Origin of the sequence: Autumnicola aciditolerans, assembly GCF_041679265.1 — a bacterium.
Lineage (GTDB): Bacteria > Bacteroidota > Bacteroidia > Flavobacteriales > Flavobacteriaceae > Autumnicola.
Genome location: NZ_JBGFSM010000015.1, coordinates 94,773 through 108,631, shown reverse-complemented (window position 1 = coordinate 108,631; position 13,859 = coordinate 94,773). Strand labels below are relative to the sequence as shown.

The following is a 13,859-nucleotide window of genomic DNA, read 5'->3' as shown; positions in this document are numbered from 1 at the left end:
TTACAGGCAAGATTAAAAAAATATCGGGGTTTGCAAACCCCGATATTTTCTACTTACACAGTTTTTGAGATAGTCCCCAATTATTTAAGATCTCTTGATTCCTGTAGAGTTCTTTTTCAATACTTTTTATGGCAACTTCTTTCCTTTTGCGGGTTTGATAATCATCAAACAATTTATTTATAAATAGAGCGAATAGAACACTGAAAATAATTAAAACACCATCGACTATATACTTTCTATAATGTGATTTCATTACAATAGTTTTTATTAGACTTTAAGACTTGCAGGGTGTTCTCCAGTTCAGATTTAATGTTTTCAATAGATACCAGATCCTTGGCTATAAATCTCAAAATATCGATTACAGCTACCCGTTTGGTTTCAGAGCTCAGTTCATGAATAATAAAAATGAAAAGAAGTTGAAACATCTTTCGTTATAATTTTATCCTCTTTGTAATCAATTACATGGATCACTAATTAAACTTCAAAAGCAATTATGAATAGTTCAACTACATATCTAAAAACAGATCGCATGTTTATTTGCAGGTTATCAAACTCTTAATAAATTTTATTATAAACGAAAGATAGTAAACTTGTGCAAAATATTTTTATGGAGTCACAACTGATTTTGCTCTAAACCTTTATGCTCTATGCATATATTAGCTTTTTGGGAAAGTATAAACGTCTTACTTTTTATATAAAGCGTGTTTGTAGAACTAAGGGGAAAAGCAAGAGGGTAATACGCAGAGCGATGTTATGGTCACCCCATTAGTTAGTATCAAATTACTTCAATGCGTTCTAATGATATTGTGAGTTAATCGGGTGTTTTAAAACTTAGGTTTCCATGAAAGCTACAATTACTGGGTTTCCCAGAGCTTTTTAAAGCATTCTGCCACCTCGACTTCTTTATGAAAAGTGTATTTTAAAAATTTTAAATTTGGTGCTTGAAATATATATCAGTGCAGCAGTTTTCCTTTAAATTCACCTTGTAGCACCAGTTTTTCGGCGGTATTTTGGTTAATCATGTTGTGACAGAGAAATTTACCTTCAATATTATTTTTTGAAATATTGATAATCTCAATATAATCTGATTCATTACTATACGCCTGGTGACGGTCAAAATGCCATCTATCTGTTCCTGAACTAAATTCCATCCACGAACCATTGAGTTGTTTTATATTGTAAATTCCAATCCCGTTAAAGTTCGGAATTACAAAAGCTATATTTTTATTATCATCTGAAGTGCTGGATAATTGGAAACTGATTGTCCCCAGGTCTGTACTATACCTATCCATCATTAAACCGCCGGACTGGGCAGAACTGATGTATTCTTCTTCATTGGCGGTTGCGTTAAGATAACCTTCAGCTAACTGTTCGTCATTGGGAGAGCAACTTTCCAAAAATGCAAGAAGAGCCAAAGCAATAATCCGGAAGTAATATGGAAGCTTCATGATTAATTTTTTTTGGTTGTGTTAATCAAATTTCAAAATCCCAAGCTGGAGGTCAAAATAAAAGGAACAAGTGGTAAAAAATAGGGAATGAAGGTGCCTTAGACAGGAACCAACTTATTCGAGTGGTAAGAATATTTTAACAGAAGTGCCCTTTGCTGAGCTTTCAATTTCCAGTGCACCATTGTTTAACTCGGTGAATTCTTTAACAAGCATTAATCCCAGCCCGGTACCTTTTTCTGAATTTGTACCGGGTTTACTAACTCTGTGTTTGAGGGAAAAAAGATTGGCCTGAATAGTTTTATCCATACCAATACCATTATCTTTTACAATAATTACCAGGGAATTTTCCAATTTCTGAAAGCTAATTTCTATGTACCCGTTTTGGGGAGTGTATTTAATCGCGTTGCTGATTATATTTCTAAAAATACTGAAGCACATGGTATAATCGGCAAAAACTTCAGCTACATTTTTTTCTTTAATTTCACATGCAATATGTTTTTTTTCCAGAAAATGATTAAAGAGCGCAATCACTTCGGCTAAAAGCAAATTCAAATTAATACGAACAGGATTACATCTAATTTGCTGGTTCTGGGAAAGGGACCAGTTAAGTAGATTGTCCAGCAGTAATGAAATTCTCCTGGAAGTAGCTGAAATTTCGTGGCCTAAATAAAGCATTTTTTGGTAATCACGCTTTTGCTTGTAAAATTCAAAAAGTTCAGCTATTGCTTCTAAAGCCGAAAGCGGGCTTCTTAAATCGTGTGCAATTATAGAGAACAGGTGGTCTTTGGTTTCATTAATTTGTTGCAATGCTGCAGTACGTTTTTTTACCCTTTCTTCCAGTTCTTCATAAATCATGGCGTTTTGAATGGATAGTGCGATTTGCTGCGACAAGCTGAGCAGCAATTCTTCATCGGCGTACGAAAAGAAGAGAATATCTTCACTTTCGCAGGATAATACTGCTACCAGATCATTGTTTACCACCAGGGGAAAGGCAACTAAACTTTCAGCATTTTCAAGCCTGGGAAAATTTTGAGGAATTTTTCCCCCGGCTTTTTCACCTCCGGAAGCCGCAATATAGTGCTTGTACTGGGAGAGCCTGGAGATCCTTATCTTTTTTTTATGTGATGCGACCATACCCAGCAAACCGTAATTATAAGGAATTTGAGCACCAATGCCTTTTTGTTTAAAACCCCGGCTCGCCAATACTTCTAAGGTAGATGCCTTCTTATTTGGAATAAGTAATATGGTATGATTTAAATTGAAGCTGCGGTCTAAAAATTTAAGTATATTATTCAGGCGTTTGGGGAGTGGGGCAAATTTGGTAAGCTCAAAGGAAACTTTTTGCAGTAAATCGTTTTTACGCTTTTCCTGCTGAAGCTCATCCTGTAATTGCTTTACCACGTCACTCAAGGTTTATATATAGTTTTGATATTTAAAATTTTACAGATAACAGCCGATTTCAGCTTGAAGGCGATTTTATCATCAAACATGCTGGATATCCCCGACATAACCACTTCCATTTCTTCAAAAATTTCTCCCTTTTTTTCTTCTGAAAGGAATTCCACTTCAATTTTTTGCCAGGTTTTATTAAAGAACTGGTTAGAAATGGCCACATGATTTTTATCTATCCGAAAAATCTGGGAAACATAGGTTACATTGGGAACACCATCCTTAGATACAGTTGTGAGCGTTGCCGGTATTACCCCCTGAAATGCCGGTAACATCTCCTTTGTAATTTTATTTTTCATCTATTGTATACGTTTACCCGTTCCGGGTTTGGGAGTTTGTTCAAAAATATGGGTGCAAAAATATGTATAGAGGCTGTGGGAGGATCTTTTAAATAATCAAACGTTTTACTTCCATCTAATCCTAAACTATTGGTTGTCTCAATAGTAGGATCAAGGATAGAATTTATCTTCTTACTAAGGGAATTGCTAACCTCTGCTATTTCAGAGAGCTCCTTTTTTACCTGATAAGATTCAAAATCTGCCAGGGAAGCCATTAAAAAACTTGTAGGAACTTTCATTTTAAGATGAGGTTCAATCAATTTTAACATTGATTCCGGCAGGTAAATACTAAGGCGTTTTTTATCTGGTTCCATCGAAAATCCTGTGGCACGAACAACTTCGCAAATATTACAGGAATCTGGCACTGCAAGCCATAGCGGAAAGCCGGATGCTTCAGCAATTTCAACAATTCGGTCAGGTATCATAGTTATCCAATCATACTAATTCTTGATAATAATTCTGCTTTGTAGGTTCTGCCGAGTTTCAGGGTTTGGTTGGTAATGCTTACTTCGGTAGCATTATTATTTAAGGAGTCAATGGCTTCTATGTTTATAACATGAGAACGGTGCACCTGGATGAATTGGTCTTCAGGTAAACGGGAAAGTAAATTTTTGAGCCTTTCTTTTATGATTATTTTACGGTCCTTCAGAAAGATATGGCAATATTTATCTACTGCCGAGATTAATTTAATTTCTTTATAATCAATTTTTATAAGCTTGTTCTGAGCTCTGAAAAATAAAAGGTTTGTACATGTAGCGTTTCTTTCAACCTGCCGGGCCTGTTTACCTGTTTTCTGGAGAACCGACAATTCAATTGCCCGCTCCAGATCGGTTTCCTTGTAAGGTTTTACCAGAAAATAGCAAGGAAAAGCTTTTTTGGCTTCCTTAAAGGTCTGCCTATCCGCAAAAGAAGTCAGGAAAATGGTTGGAATATCAAATTTGGTGTTGATCTTTTGGGTGAGTTCTATACCATTAATTTCCCCTCCAAGGTCTATGTCCATTAAAATAACCTGCGGCTTGCAGGCTTCAACAATGTTTATAAAACCTTTTGGAGAGTCTGCCACTTTAAAAGATTTAAATTGTAGCTTATCAAGGATCATTATGAGCCTTTCCCTGTGAATAGGATCATCTTCCAGTGCCAGGATTTTATATTTATTACTCATAAAGATTATAGAAAGAACCCCCTTAAAATTATAGATAAAATTTCAATTTTACTCCTTCAGAAATGAATAAAACTATTTTTTCTGCTGAATAATTAAGTGATATAGTCATAGTAAGTTGCTGGTAAGTAGTATTTAACATATTTTATTGCTGATGGCCTCGTTAATTCATGGATAGCCTACCAGGAACCATACGTACACTACGGCGGGGGGTACTGCTACTTTCTGCTGGAAGAAGAAAGCCGATTTTAAAGTTAATGAAGAAAAGCATTTGACATCCCGGAAGTATTATTTTATGTTCAATTTTATACTCCGGGGTTTACAGGTGTATTTTTCCTTATTATTTTTACAATTCGGTTATAAACAATTTCCCCTAAATTCCATTCATAGCCATCAAAGTTGGTGGTGTTCACAAACTGAATGACCACCGTATCGATATCTTTATGGTATTTTGCGATGCTCTGGTAACCAGGGATCAGGCCGGTATGTTCATATTTATAGAGGGAAGAATAAATTTCCTGCTCCTTTTTAGTCAACAATGAGCCATCATTTAAAGCGCGGAGGAAGATGCCCACATCTTCTGCTTTGGCTACTATAGAACCATAATCGGCTGTTTTAATATCTTCCTTTACACCCACATAATAGCCACTCATAAGCTCGTCCATATCCACCTCATGGATAGAACCAAAAGTATTTTTTAAACCCAGAGGCTTTAAAATTTTCTCTTTAAGGTATTGAAACTGGTTAGCTCCTGTCACTTTTTCAATGAGCTGGGAAATAAGCAGGTAATTGGTGTTGGAATATTCATAATCTTCACCTGGTTCAAAGCTGGCGGGCAAATCCAGAATCAAATTAAGTTTTTCCCGGTCACTTTCCGGCGGGTCCACCCAGAAATCTGGGGTATTGGTATAATTGGGAATACCACTGCGGTGCTGCACCATCATTCGTAAAGTTATTTTATCTGCATTTTCAATCCTTCCCTTAAGTTCCGGGAAGTAATCTGCCAGGGTTTTATCTAAAGACAAACGATGCTCACTTACCAGTTTAGTAATGGCTACGGCATTATATAATTTACCAATACTGGCAATTTTGAATAAGGAATGTGGATCTGCAGGTATTTTCTTTTCCCTGTTTTTCCACCCGCTGGCATAAAATTCAGGTTCTTTGCCAGCCTGGTCTACGTAAACAATAATTCCGTCAAATCCATGATCTACAGCTTCATTTAGCTGTTCCTGAACCGTATTGGGTAGTGGTAATATCCAGGCCTTTACCAAAATCCATGGCACAAACCATAGAGAGCCTATGCTTGCCATGGTAAATACTATTCTCAGGATTCGTTTTACTTGCTTTTTGTTCATGATTTCCTATTGTAATAGAATTGTCAATTTTCAGAAGAGAAAAATAGCGATATAAAAAAAGAAATTAATTATCAATTAGTACATCAATTTCTTTGATGATCCCATTGCCCACATCCTTTATTTTTTTGTACTGAGAAACCATAGCGTCAAATTGAAAAGCTGCCAAACCAATCACATTTCTATAGGGAGCAGAGGAGGTGTATTCAGCAAAGTCTTCATAATATTCAGATTGCGGGGTGGCCCGGATATTCAGGGAATCCGGGGGCAGAAAGGCAGAAGCCAGGATTAAGGACCTGTCGAACCGGGTGGATAAATAATTCTCCTGGCTATTTACATAATCATTATAACTGCTTTCATTTTGCGCAATATCATCTATTAACCTGTAATAACTGGTAAGCAGCGAATCAAGGATGGTATTATTAATCTTACCATAGTATTTGGAATTTTTTAGTGCTTCATATCCACTTGTATTGGGCTTAAAATAATAATCCATAAAAGCACTTCCGCAGGACATAAGCAAAAATAGGTTCTGCTCCTCGGTTTTGTCCAGGACACTTTCCCTTGCCTTTTTGCATTGCCTTCCTACACTGGTTCTATAAACAGTTAAGGTATCCAGCCAATGCATATCCTTTAAGGTATGGGATTTAATTTTCCCTAAATATTCCTTCAGGGCTTTATCATCATTTCTGGCCTGGTTCCAATTGTTGATTTGTAAAGCAATTAAGATCCCAATGACCACCAGTACTATTTCACCTACCGCATAAAGAAGGTACTTGCCAGCTTTACTTTCAGCGATTTGTGAGAGTCTTAATTTTCTGAATATTCTACTCATTTTTCAATGGAATAAAGGTTAATCATTAATATGTTTTTGAAATTCACCCTTTAACATACAAGTTAAATAGCTGATTTTTATATTTGTATTTATTCTGAATATTATATCTAGATAATTTTACCCATCAGGTATTTTCAGACTAATTGGGTTGAACAGGTTCCGATAGCCTTTCTTCAGAAGGATATTTCCACTTAAGTCCGAATAAAGGCCTTAGAAAGTTGATTCTTCTTATAAGAAATTCATAAATAAAAAAGCATCCAATCCCGGTAAATAACACGATGATGATGAATTTCAGCAAAACAGGAATTCCCAAAGGCAGGATGATCATTGCTCCCGCATACAAAACAAACATGTGAACAATATACACCGGGTAAGCGGCTCTGCTTAAATAGCGCAGGGTTTTGCCCGGCCGGTTAAGGTATTTGTAGCCAAATCCAAAGATTGCCAGGATCCAGCAATTGGACTCGATGGCCTTCAAATATCCGGGGGATTCCAGATTAAAAACCGTTAGCCGAATGATATAAAAAGCCAACGCTACACCAAGATACAGCCACCTCCACTTCAGCACCGTTTGCCAGAATGGTTTTCCCAGGGACACCAATAGAAATCCAAAAAAGAAAGCCAGCAGCCCAAGGAAAAAGCCGTGCCAGGTTTCCGCGTACATTTCGAAGACCTGTGGTTTTACCAATAGGGTTTCCAGCGCAAAAAAGAGGGATATAGATACTGGGCCAGCAGGATTTTTCATCAAGGAAGACAATCCTTTCATAAACCTGCTATCCTTTATTTTCTTCAGATAAAAAAACAGCGGAAGCAATACCACTACATATGCAAAAATGTTTCCCAGGAACCATAAATGTCCCTGATGCGCATAGTATCCTAAAGGAAGATGGTAATATTCCTGGAAAATCAGAAAATGCAGGGGAACAATAGCAATAATCCCGAAAATAAAAGGCAGGAGAATTCGTTTGCTGCGTTCCAGCAGCAGTTCTTTCCAATTCCGCTTTTGAATGGCGAAAAAAACACCCATTCCCGAAACATAGAACAATAGCGGAATACGCCATACATTGAGCATACTCATGGGTTTCCATAAACCTTCCATGAGCTCGTCGCTTCTAATGAAACCGAGGAACATGGCCCACGGCTGGAAGATGATGGCGATATGATAGATTAAAAGCAGTCCTATCGCAATCACCCTAAGCCAGTCTATATCATATCTTCTTTGCGTTTTCATAATAATGGGTTTTTAGTGATCTTACTGAAGCATCATCGCGATTACAGGACGGTTTTTTTGAAGCTGTTCCAGGTCCAGTTGTAAGCCAAGTGGTGCCAACTGTTGTTGCATCAACTCATAAACGGGTTTCATTTCTGAAAATGGGCCCGCCACGGTCTCCCTGGGTGTTGCCCCAAAATTATTTCGCAGCGTCTTATCTGCATGTGCATCTAAAAGCATTTGTACAATTTCCACCCGCCCAAAGAAAGCAGCGGTATGCAGCGGGGTAGAACCATCATTGTTTTTAATGGAAAGATCTGCACCGGCGTCAATAAGTTCTTTGGCAACCTTGGTGTTACCAAAAACGGCAGCAGTGTTTAAAGGGGTGGAACCGCTAAAATTATCTTTTACATCAATATCACTGCCTGCTTCAATATGTTGTCTCACCACTTCCAGGTTGTTAGAAATTACCGCTGAATGGATATCCACTTTCGGTTTTTCTACCATGGATTGTTCATCAGCCTTCTTGGTGTTCTGGCTGCAGGCTGAAAATAAAGTTGCCATTAACAAAAGGTTCAATAATACCCGTACCGAAGTCATTTTTAGTGTTTTCATAATTTTAATTTTTAAGGATTCAACTAATTGCATTTTGTTTCTCACAAAGATGAAAAAGAGAGGAATAGAAGGCATAAAAGGCATGCCGCCAAAAGAATAAACTTTAGAACGAGGGATATAGATTATGACGCAACAATATAAATTATGGCGCAAATGCCGGCTTTATTGCAGGAATTAAGGATTATAAACCAGTATGAGATAATATAAAATTTTGTTAAATTCACCAGTATAAACAACGGGATGCAAGATCATACAAACAGAGGAGATTTTCTTAGCCAGGCAACTGCGGTGATCGTGGAAAACGCTTCCAACGATCAGTTTGGAGTGTCTCAACTGGCGGAAGCCCTTAATATGAGCCGTTCGAATTTGCTGAGAAAGATAAAGAAGGCAACCAGTCTATCCGCAAGCCAGTTTATAAGGCAGGTACGGCTGGAAATAGCCATGGAAATGCTGAAGGATAGCGCACTTACGGTTTCAGAAATCTCGTATATGGTAGGATTTGGAAGTTCCTCTTATTTTATTAAATGTTTCCGCGAGCACTATGGTTATCCGCCAGGAGAGGTTGGCAAAATAGAATTTGAAAATGAAAATGGAGAGCCGGAATTATCGCAACCCGGAATTCAGGAGGTTTCCGAAGAAAAGCGAACCCGAAACTTTCCCAGGACGGTTTTGCTTGTGGCTCTAACGATATTACTGGTTTCAATAACTTCTTTCCTCATTTTTTATAAACGGCCCTTAGAAGAACTTAAAAATGGCCAACCGGAAAAATCTATAGCCGTTTTACCATTCAAGAACGAGAGTAATGATTCCACCAACCTGTATTTTGTAAATGGATTGATGGAATCAACATTAAATAATCTTCAGAAGATAAAAGATCTGCGGGTCATCAGTCGGTCTTCAGTAGAAAAATACAGAAACTCCAACAAAAGCATTCCCGAAATAGCCGAAGAACTTAACGTAAGCTACTTCGTAGAAGGCAGCGGCCAGAAGGTTGGCGATCAGGTTTTGCTGAATATCCAGTTGATTGAAGCTTCAGGGGACCGGCATCTTTGGGCAGAGCAGTATAACCGGGAAGTCGGGGATATTTTCGCGCTTCAGAATGAGGTTTCTGCTAAAATTGCCAGCGCGGTCCAGGCCATAGTCACTCCTGCGGAACTTGAGCAGATCAGGAAAAAACCAACGAACAACCTGGTGGCGTATGACTATTATCTTCAGGCATTAGATCCATTTTTATCAAGGACTAATGAAGGGCTTCAGCAGGCAATTGAGTTATTTGAAAAGGCTATTGAAGAGGACCAGGAGTTTAGCCTGGCCTATGCCAACATCGCCATCGCTTATTATTTGCTTGAAATGTTCCAGGCTGAAAAACAGTATACCGAAAAAATTAACAGTTATTCAGACAAAGCGCTGCTTTATGATTCCAAATCGGCTGAAAGTCTTACCGCCAAGGCTTTTTATTACATTCAGACGGAAGAATATAAATTAGCGTTGCCCTATCTTGAAAAAGCATTGGAATACAATCCCAATTCTTCCCTGGCAATTCAAATGCTGGCCGACTTCTATTCGCGTTTAACTCCCGATACCGGGAAATATCTGGAATATGCCTTAAAAGGTGTTCAGCTTAATGTGGCCGCCAATGACTCCATTACCCGTAGCTATATTTATTTGCAGCTGAGCAACGCTTTGGTTTCCGCAGGCTTCTTTGATGAAGCAGAGAAATATATTGATTTATCCCTTAATTACAGTGCCGAAAATTATTATGCCCCGCATTTAAAGGCATTGATCCTTTTTGCAAAAGACGGGAATGTGAAGAGAACCCGGAATTTACTGATTAAGGAATGGCAAAAAGATACAACCAGGCTCGATATTTTACAGGATATTGCTAAATTTTACTATGTGGAAGAGAATTATGACCGTGCCTATTATTATTTTAAAAAATTTGCTGAAGAAAGGAAGAAAAGAGGGTTGAACCTTTACATATCGGAAAATGCAAAAATCGGGATGGTATATGAAAAGGTGGGACGGCAGGAAGAAGCAGAAAAATTTTATAAATCCTTTTCAGAATATTGCGAAAAAGATCAGTCGATCTACAAAAGTGTAAACCTGGCAGTGAAATATATGCATGAGAAAAAAACAGAGCAGGCTATGGAGCAGCTAAAAATATTTTCGAATGCAGATAATTACCCTTATTGGTATTTATTGATTGAGAAGGAACCCATGTTCAAACCCTTAAAAAGCGATCCTGAATTTAACCGGATCATGCAAAGGATTAAAGACCGGTTTTGGGCAAAACATGACAGGTTGAGAACCTCGCTCGAGGCAGAAGGGCTTATATAACCAGTTGGAGAATAAAAATGTAGCAATTGAAATTGCTTTCTCAAAACGATTAATTAATATGACCTTAAAACAGCTTTTACAGAGAAATTCCTGGTTAAGTATATCTTCCGTACTGCTGGAATTATATCCCGATGAAGAGAAAAATCTGGAGGGGTATGAAGATGTATTTGAAAAACTGCTGTTGATGGCTCCGGAAGAAGTAGATATGACTATTGTGGTGAAGACGGTATTTGATCATTTTGATGGTTCAGCCTATGTTGATGTTTCCGGCAAATACAACCATCCAAAAAATGAGGAAGAAGAGTTTTCCCAGGCCATAGAATTCACTCCCTGGAAGCAATGGCTTGATATGGATATTAGTGAAGAAAGTTTGAAGGAATTTACAGAATTAGAAATACTGGCGTACTGCCTTTATGAAATTACTTTTGCGGGATTTGAAGAAGAAGAGGTGCAGCAGCAATTGGATAATATTGAACAAAGCATCACCGACTATGAAAAAACAACCGGTGAAGAAAAAGCTGAAAGTGGGATTTCCCTGGAAGATTTTTTAAATGAATTAATGGAAGATGAGCAGGATGAAGAGGAAGAGGAAGGCGATTAGCAATTGCCTTACCGAACCAGCTTAAGAGGACTAACTTCAGCAAAAAGGGGATTTTATTCCCTTATCCTGTCATTAATCATGTTTCTTTTCCTGGGCTATTTGCTTTATTTCGTAAGCATTGGCCGCAATGAGTATTTACAGCTCAAAACTTTAAATTAAGCTGATTTTTATCAGGTTTTCTTCTCATTGTAACAAAAGTTACTGCCCTAACTCATCGAAATCTATATTTTTGCTTCAGAAAATTTAGCCGAGTTGGAGAAATATGTAAACATAATTGCGAATTCCTTTACGGGATATTTTAATTACCTGGTGCAGGAAATTACAAATCCTTCCTGGAACAGTTATTTTTACTGGCTTATTGGCCTTTCTGTTTTGGTCTGGTTGCTGGAAATCATCATTCCCTGGCGTAGTTCTCAAAACCTTTTCAGGAAAGGTTTCTGGCTGGATTCTTTTTATATCCTCTTTAATTTTTTCCTGTTTTCATTAATTGGGTACAACGCGATTTCTAATGTGGGAGTGGAGTTGTTCAATGATTTCCTGGGGCTACTGGGAATGGAAAACATTGTGGCTTTTCATATCCAAAATTTCCCGGGATGGGCACAATTGCTTCTTATGTTTGTAATTGCAGATTTTATTCAATGGAATGTTCACCGCCAGTTGCACCGGCAGCCGTGGCTGTGGGAATTTCATAAAATTCACCATAGTGTAAAGGAAATGGGCTTTGCGGCGCAGTTCAGGTTTCATTTTATGGAAACTATTATTTATAAAACGGTGCAATATCTTCCCCTGGCAATAATTGGCTTCGGGATAAAGGAATTTTTTGTGGTGCATATGCTGGCTGTTTTTATTGGCCACCTGAACCACGCCAACCTGGGCTGGAATTACGGGATTTTCGGCTACATTTTCAATAATCCTAAAATGCATATCTGGCATCATTCCAGGGATTTGCCAAAAGAAAGGCCGTACGGCATGAATTACGGTTTATCCCTGAGTATCTGGGATTATCTCTTCGGAACAGCTTATATTCCGCAGAATGGGAAAAATATAAGACTGGGATTTAAAGGAGATGAAGCATTCCCTGAAGATTTTAAAAATCAGATAGCTTTCCCATTCAGAAAAGATAAAGATTTTAAAAATAATACCTCAAAACGCACAAAATGAACATAAAACAATTTAAAGACGATCCATTGGCGCATTATTCCTACGCTATTGTGAGCGATGGCAAAATGGCCCTTGTGGACCCTTCCCGGAATCCCATGCAGTATTACCGGTATGCCGAAGAGCAAAACGCGCAAATTGTGGCAGTTTTTGAAACACATCCGCATGCCGATTTTGTGAGCAGCCATTTGCAAATTAGTGAACAAACCGGGGCCGTTATTTATGTGAGCAAAATGGTAGGCGCAGATTATAACCATAAAACTTTTGATGATGGCGATAGCTTTAAAATGGGCAATATTACTTTTAAAGCAGTCAACACTCCCGGGCACTCTCCAGATAGTATTACTGTAGTTGCTGAAGCTGAAGCTAAAACAGCGCTTTTTACCGGAGATACGCTTTTTATTGGAGATGTGGGGCGGCCAGATCTTAGGGAAAACGCCGGTAACATGAAGGCTAAGCGTGTAGATCTTGCCAAAAAAATGTACCATACTATCAAGGAAAAGTATACCGAATTTCCCGATGAAGCACTGGTATATCCTGCTCATGGTGCAGGTTCTTTATGCGGAAAAAATATGAGCAGCGATTCTTCCAGCACGCTGGGCAATGAGCGCCAGGGAAATTGGGCATTTAAAGAGCAAACAGAGGAGGAGTTTGTGGAAGAAATTTTAAAAGATCAGCCTTTTATACCTTCTTATTTCGGGTTTAATGTAGACATCAACAAAACCGGAGCTAAGAACGTGCAAAAAGCAGTGGCGATGGCCAATTTTATATTGATGGCCAAAGAAGTAGAAAAAGACATTTTGGTGGTGGATACAAGGGATGAAGCAGCATTCAAAAATAGCCATCTGCCCAACAGCTTCAATATCATGGCACGATCTGAAAATGACAAATTTGAGACCTGGCTGGGTGCGATTGTAAAACCTGAGGAGGAGTTTTACCTGGTGCTGGAAAGCGTGGAGAAGTTTGATGAAATTCTGCAACGAGTGGCTAAAATTGGTTATGAAAATCAGCTAAAAGGCATTCTCACCTTATCTGCTGAAGTTTCTAATGCTTCGGAAGCATTTGACCTGGAAGACTTCAAAAAGAATAAAGATCATTATACCATTGTAGATGTAAGGAATAAAAGCGAAGTGGAAGAAGGCAGGATCTTTGAAAATTCGTTTGTCATACCGCTTAATGAGCTAAGAAGCGCGGCGCATCAAATCCCTTCCAATAAGCCTGTAGTGGTGCACTGCGCAGGCGGTTACCGTTCTGCAGCCGGGAGCAGCATCCTTGCCGGTAAGTTTGAAGCTACCAAGGTGTATGACCTTAGCGATAATATTAAAGATTTTACCGAATAAGGATTAAGATTTGT

At 38.3% G+C, this 13,859-nt stretch carries 13 protein-coding genes; 4 read left to right on the top strand and 9 right to left on the bottom strand.

Annotated features, from left to right (window positions below):
• Positions 1-953 precede the first annotated feature (953 nt).
• The 9 genes from AB8M93_RS15535 to AB8M93_RS15495 form a co-directional block, all read right to left on the bottom strand.
• On the bottom strand, positions 954-1,448 hold the full coding sequence (locus AB8M93_RS15535; RefSeq protein ID WP_373059335.1) for a hypothetical protein: 495 nt from the start codon (positions 1,446-1,448) through the stop codon (positions 954-956).
• 114 nt (positions 1,449-1,562) lie between these two features.
• Positions 1,563-2,849 carry a GAF domain-containing sensor histidine kinase gene (locus AB8M93_RS15530; protein ID WP_373059343.1) on the bottom strand — a complete coding sequence of 429 codons (1,287 nt, stop codon included), beginning with the start codon at positions 2,847-2,849 and terminating at the stop codon, positions 1,563-1,565.
• Between the two features lie 5 nt (positions 2,850-2,854).
• The gene (locus tag AB8M93_RS15525; RefSeq protein WP_373059333.1) at positions 2,855-3,196 is read right to left on the bottom strand and encodes a pyridoxamine 5'-phosphate oxidase family protein; all 342 of its coding nucleotides are present in this window, start codon (positions 3,194-3,196) and stop codon (positions 2,855-2,857) included.
• A complete protein-coding gene (locus AB8M93_RS15520; protein WP_373059331.1) occupies positions 3,193-3,660 on the bottom strand; it encodes a hypothetical protein in 468 nt (155 codons plus the stop codon). Before AB8M93_RS15520 ends, AB8M93_RS15525 begins: the two co-directional genes overlap by 4 nt.
• Positions 3,661-3,662: 2 nt before the next feature.
• Positions 3,663-4,397 (bottom strand): LytR/AlgR family response regulator transcription factor, encoded by a 735-nt coding sequence (locus tag AB8M93_RS15515; protein ID WP_373059329.1) that lies wholly within the window; start codon positions 4,395-4,397, stop codon positions 3,663-3,665.
• 302 nt (positions 4,398-4,699) lie between these two features.
• Complete coding sequence (locus AB8M93_RS15510) at positions 4,700-5,752, bottom strand: serine hydrolase domain-containing protein (protein WP_373059327.1); 1,053 nt, start codon at positions 5,750-5,752, stop codon at positions 4,700-4,702.
• Positions 5,753-5,816: 64 nt separating this feature from the next.
• Positions 5,817-6,584, bottom strand: a complete 768-nt coding sequence (locus AB8M93_RS15505; RefSeq protein WP_373059325.1) for a DUF6090 family protein — start codon at positions 6,582-6,584, stop codon at positions 5,817-5,819.
• A 139-nt stretch (positions 6,585-6,723) separates the two neighbouring features.
• Positions 6,724-7,815, bottom strand: coding sequence for an acyltransferase family protein (locus AB8M93_RS15500; protein WP_373059323.1), 1,092 nt, complete (start codon positions 7,813-7,815; stop codon positions 6,724-6,726).
• 21 nt (positions 7,816-7,836) lie between these two features.
• On the bottom strand, positions 7,837-8,409 hold the full coding sequence (locus AB8M93_RS15495) for an ankyrin repeat domain-containing protein (protein ID WP_373059321.1): 573 nt from the start codon (positions 8,407-8,409) through the stop codon (positions 7,837-7,839).
• Between the two features lie 240 nt (positions 8,410-8,649).
• Here AB8M93_RS15495 and AB8M93_RS15490 point away from each other — a divergent pair, with 240 nt between their 5' ends.
• From AB8M93_RS15490 to AB8M93_RS15475, 4 genes are all read left to right on the top strand, one after another.
• Positions 8,650-10,746 (top strand): helix-turn-helix domain-containing protein, encoded by a 2,097-nt coding sequence (locus tag AB8M93_RS15490; RefSeq protein WP_373059319.1) that lies wholly within the window; start codon positions 8,650-8,652, stop codon positions 10,744-10,746.
• Between the two features lie 58 nt (positions 10,747-10,804).
• Complete coding sequence (locus tag AB8M93_RS15485) at positions 10,805-11,347, top strand: DUF6557 family protein (RefSeq protein WP_373059317.1); 543 nt, start codon at positions 10,805-10,807, stop codon at positions 11,345-11,347.
• 252 nt (positions 11,348-11,599) lie between these two features.
• On the top strand, positions 11,600-12,508 hold the full coding sequence (locus tag AB8M93_RS15480; RefSeq protein ID WP_373059315.1) for a sterol desaturase family protein: 909 nt from the start codon (positions 11,600-11,602) through the stop codon (positions 12,506-12,508).
• Positions 12,505-13,845, top strand: coding sequence for an MBL fold metallo-hydrolase (locus AB8M93_RS15475; RefSeq protein WP_373059313.1), 1,341 nt, complete (start codon positions 12,505-12,507; stop codon positions 13,843-13,845). The genes AB8M93_RS15480 and AB8M93_RS15475 overlap by 4 nt, the downstream gene beginning before the upstream one ends.
• Positions 13,846-13,859 lie beyond the last annotated feature (14 nt).

Excerpts from the sequence above, each read along its gene's own strand:
- AB8M93_RS15535 (WP_373059335.1), bottom strand. The coding sequence starts at position 1,448 with ATGAAGCTTCCATATTACTTCCGGATTATTGCTTTGGCTCTTCTTGCA.
- AB8M93_RS15525 (WP_373059333.1), bottom strand. The coding sequence starts at position 3,196 with ATGAAAAATAAAATTACAAAGGAGATGTTACCGGCATTTCAGGGGGTA.
- AB8M93_RS15520 (WP_373059331.1), bottom strand. The coding sequence starts at position 3,660 with ATGATACCTGACCGAATTGTTGAAATTGCTGAAGCATCCGGCTTTCCG.
- AB8M93_RS15515 (WP_373059329.1), bottom strand. The coding sequence starts at position 4,397 with ATGAGTAATAAATATAAAATCCTGGCACTGGAAGATGATCCTATTCAC.
- AB8M93_RS15510 (WP_373059327.1), bottom strand. The coding sequence starts at position 5,752 with ATGAACAAAAAGCAAGTAAAACGAATCCTGAGAATAGTATTTACCATG.
- AB8M93_RS15505 (WP_373059325.1), bottom strand. The coding sequence starts at position 6,584 with ATGAGTAGAATATTCAGAAAATTAAGACTCTCACAAATCGCTGAAAGT.
- AB8M93_RS15500 (WP_373059323.1), bottom strand. The coding sequence starts at position 7,815 with ATGAAAACGCAAAGAAGATATGATATAGACTGGCTTAGGGTGATTGCG.
- AB8M93_RS15495 (WP_373059321.1), bottom strand. The coding sequence starts at position 8,409 with ATGAAAACACTAAAAATGACTTCGGTACGGGTATTATTGAACCTTTTG.
- AB8M93_RS15490 (WP_373059319.1), top strand. The coding sequence starts at position 8,650 with ATGCAAGATCATACAAACAGAGGAGATTTTCTTAGCCAGGCAACTGCG.
- AB8M93_RS15485 (WP_373059317.1), top strand. The coding sequence starts at position 10,805 with ATGACCTTAAAACAGCTTTTACAGAGAAATTCCTGGTTAAGTATATCT.
- AB8M93_RS15475 (WP_373059313.1), top strand. The coding sequence starts at position 12,505 with ATGAACATAAAACAATTTAAAGACGATCCATTGGCGCATTATTCCTAC.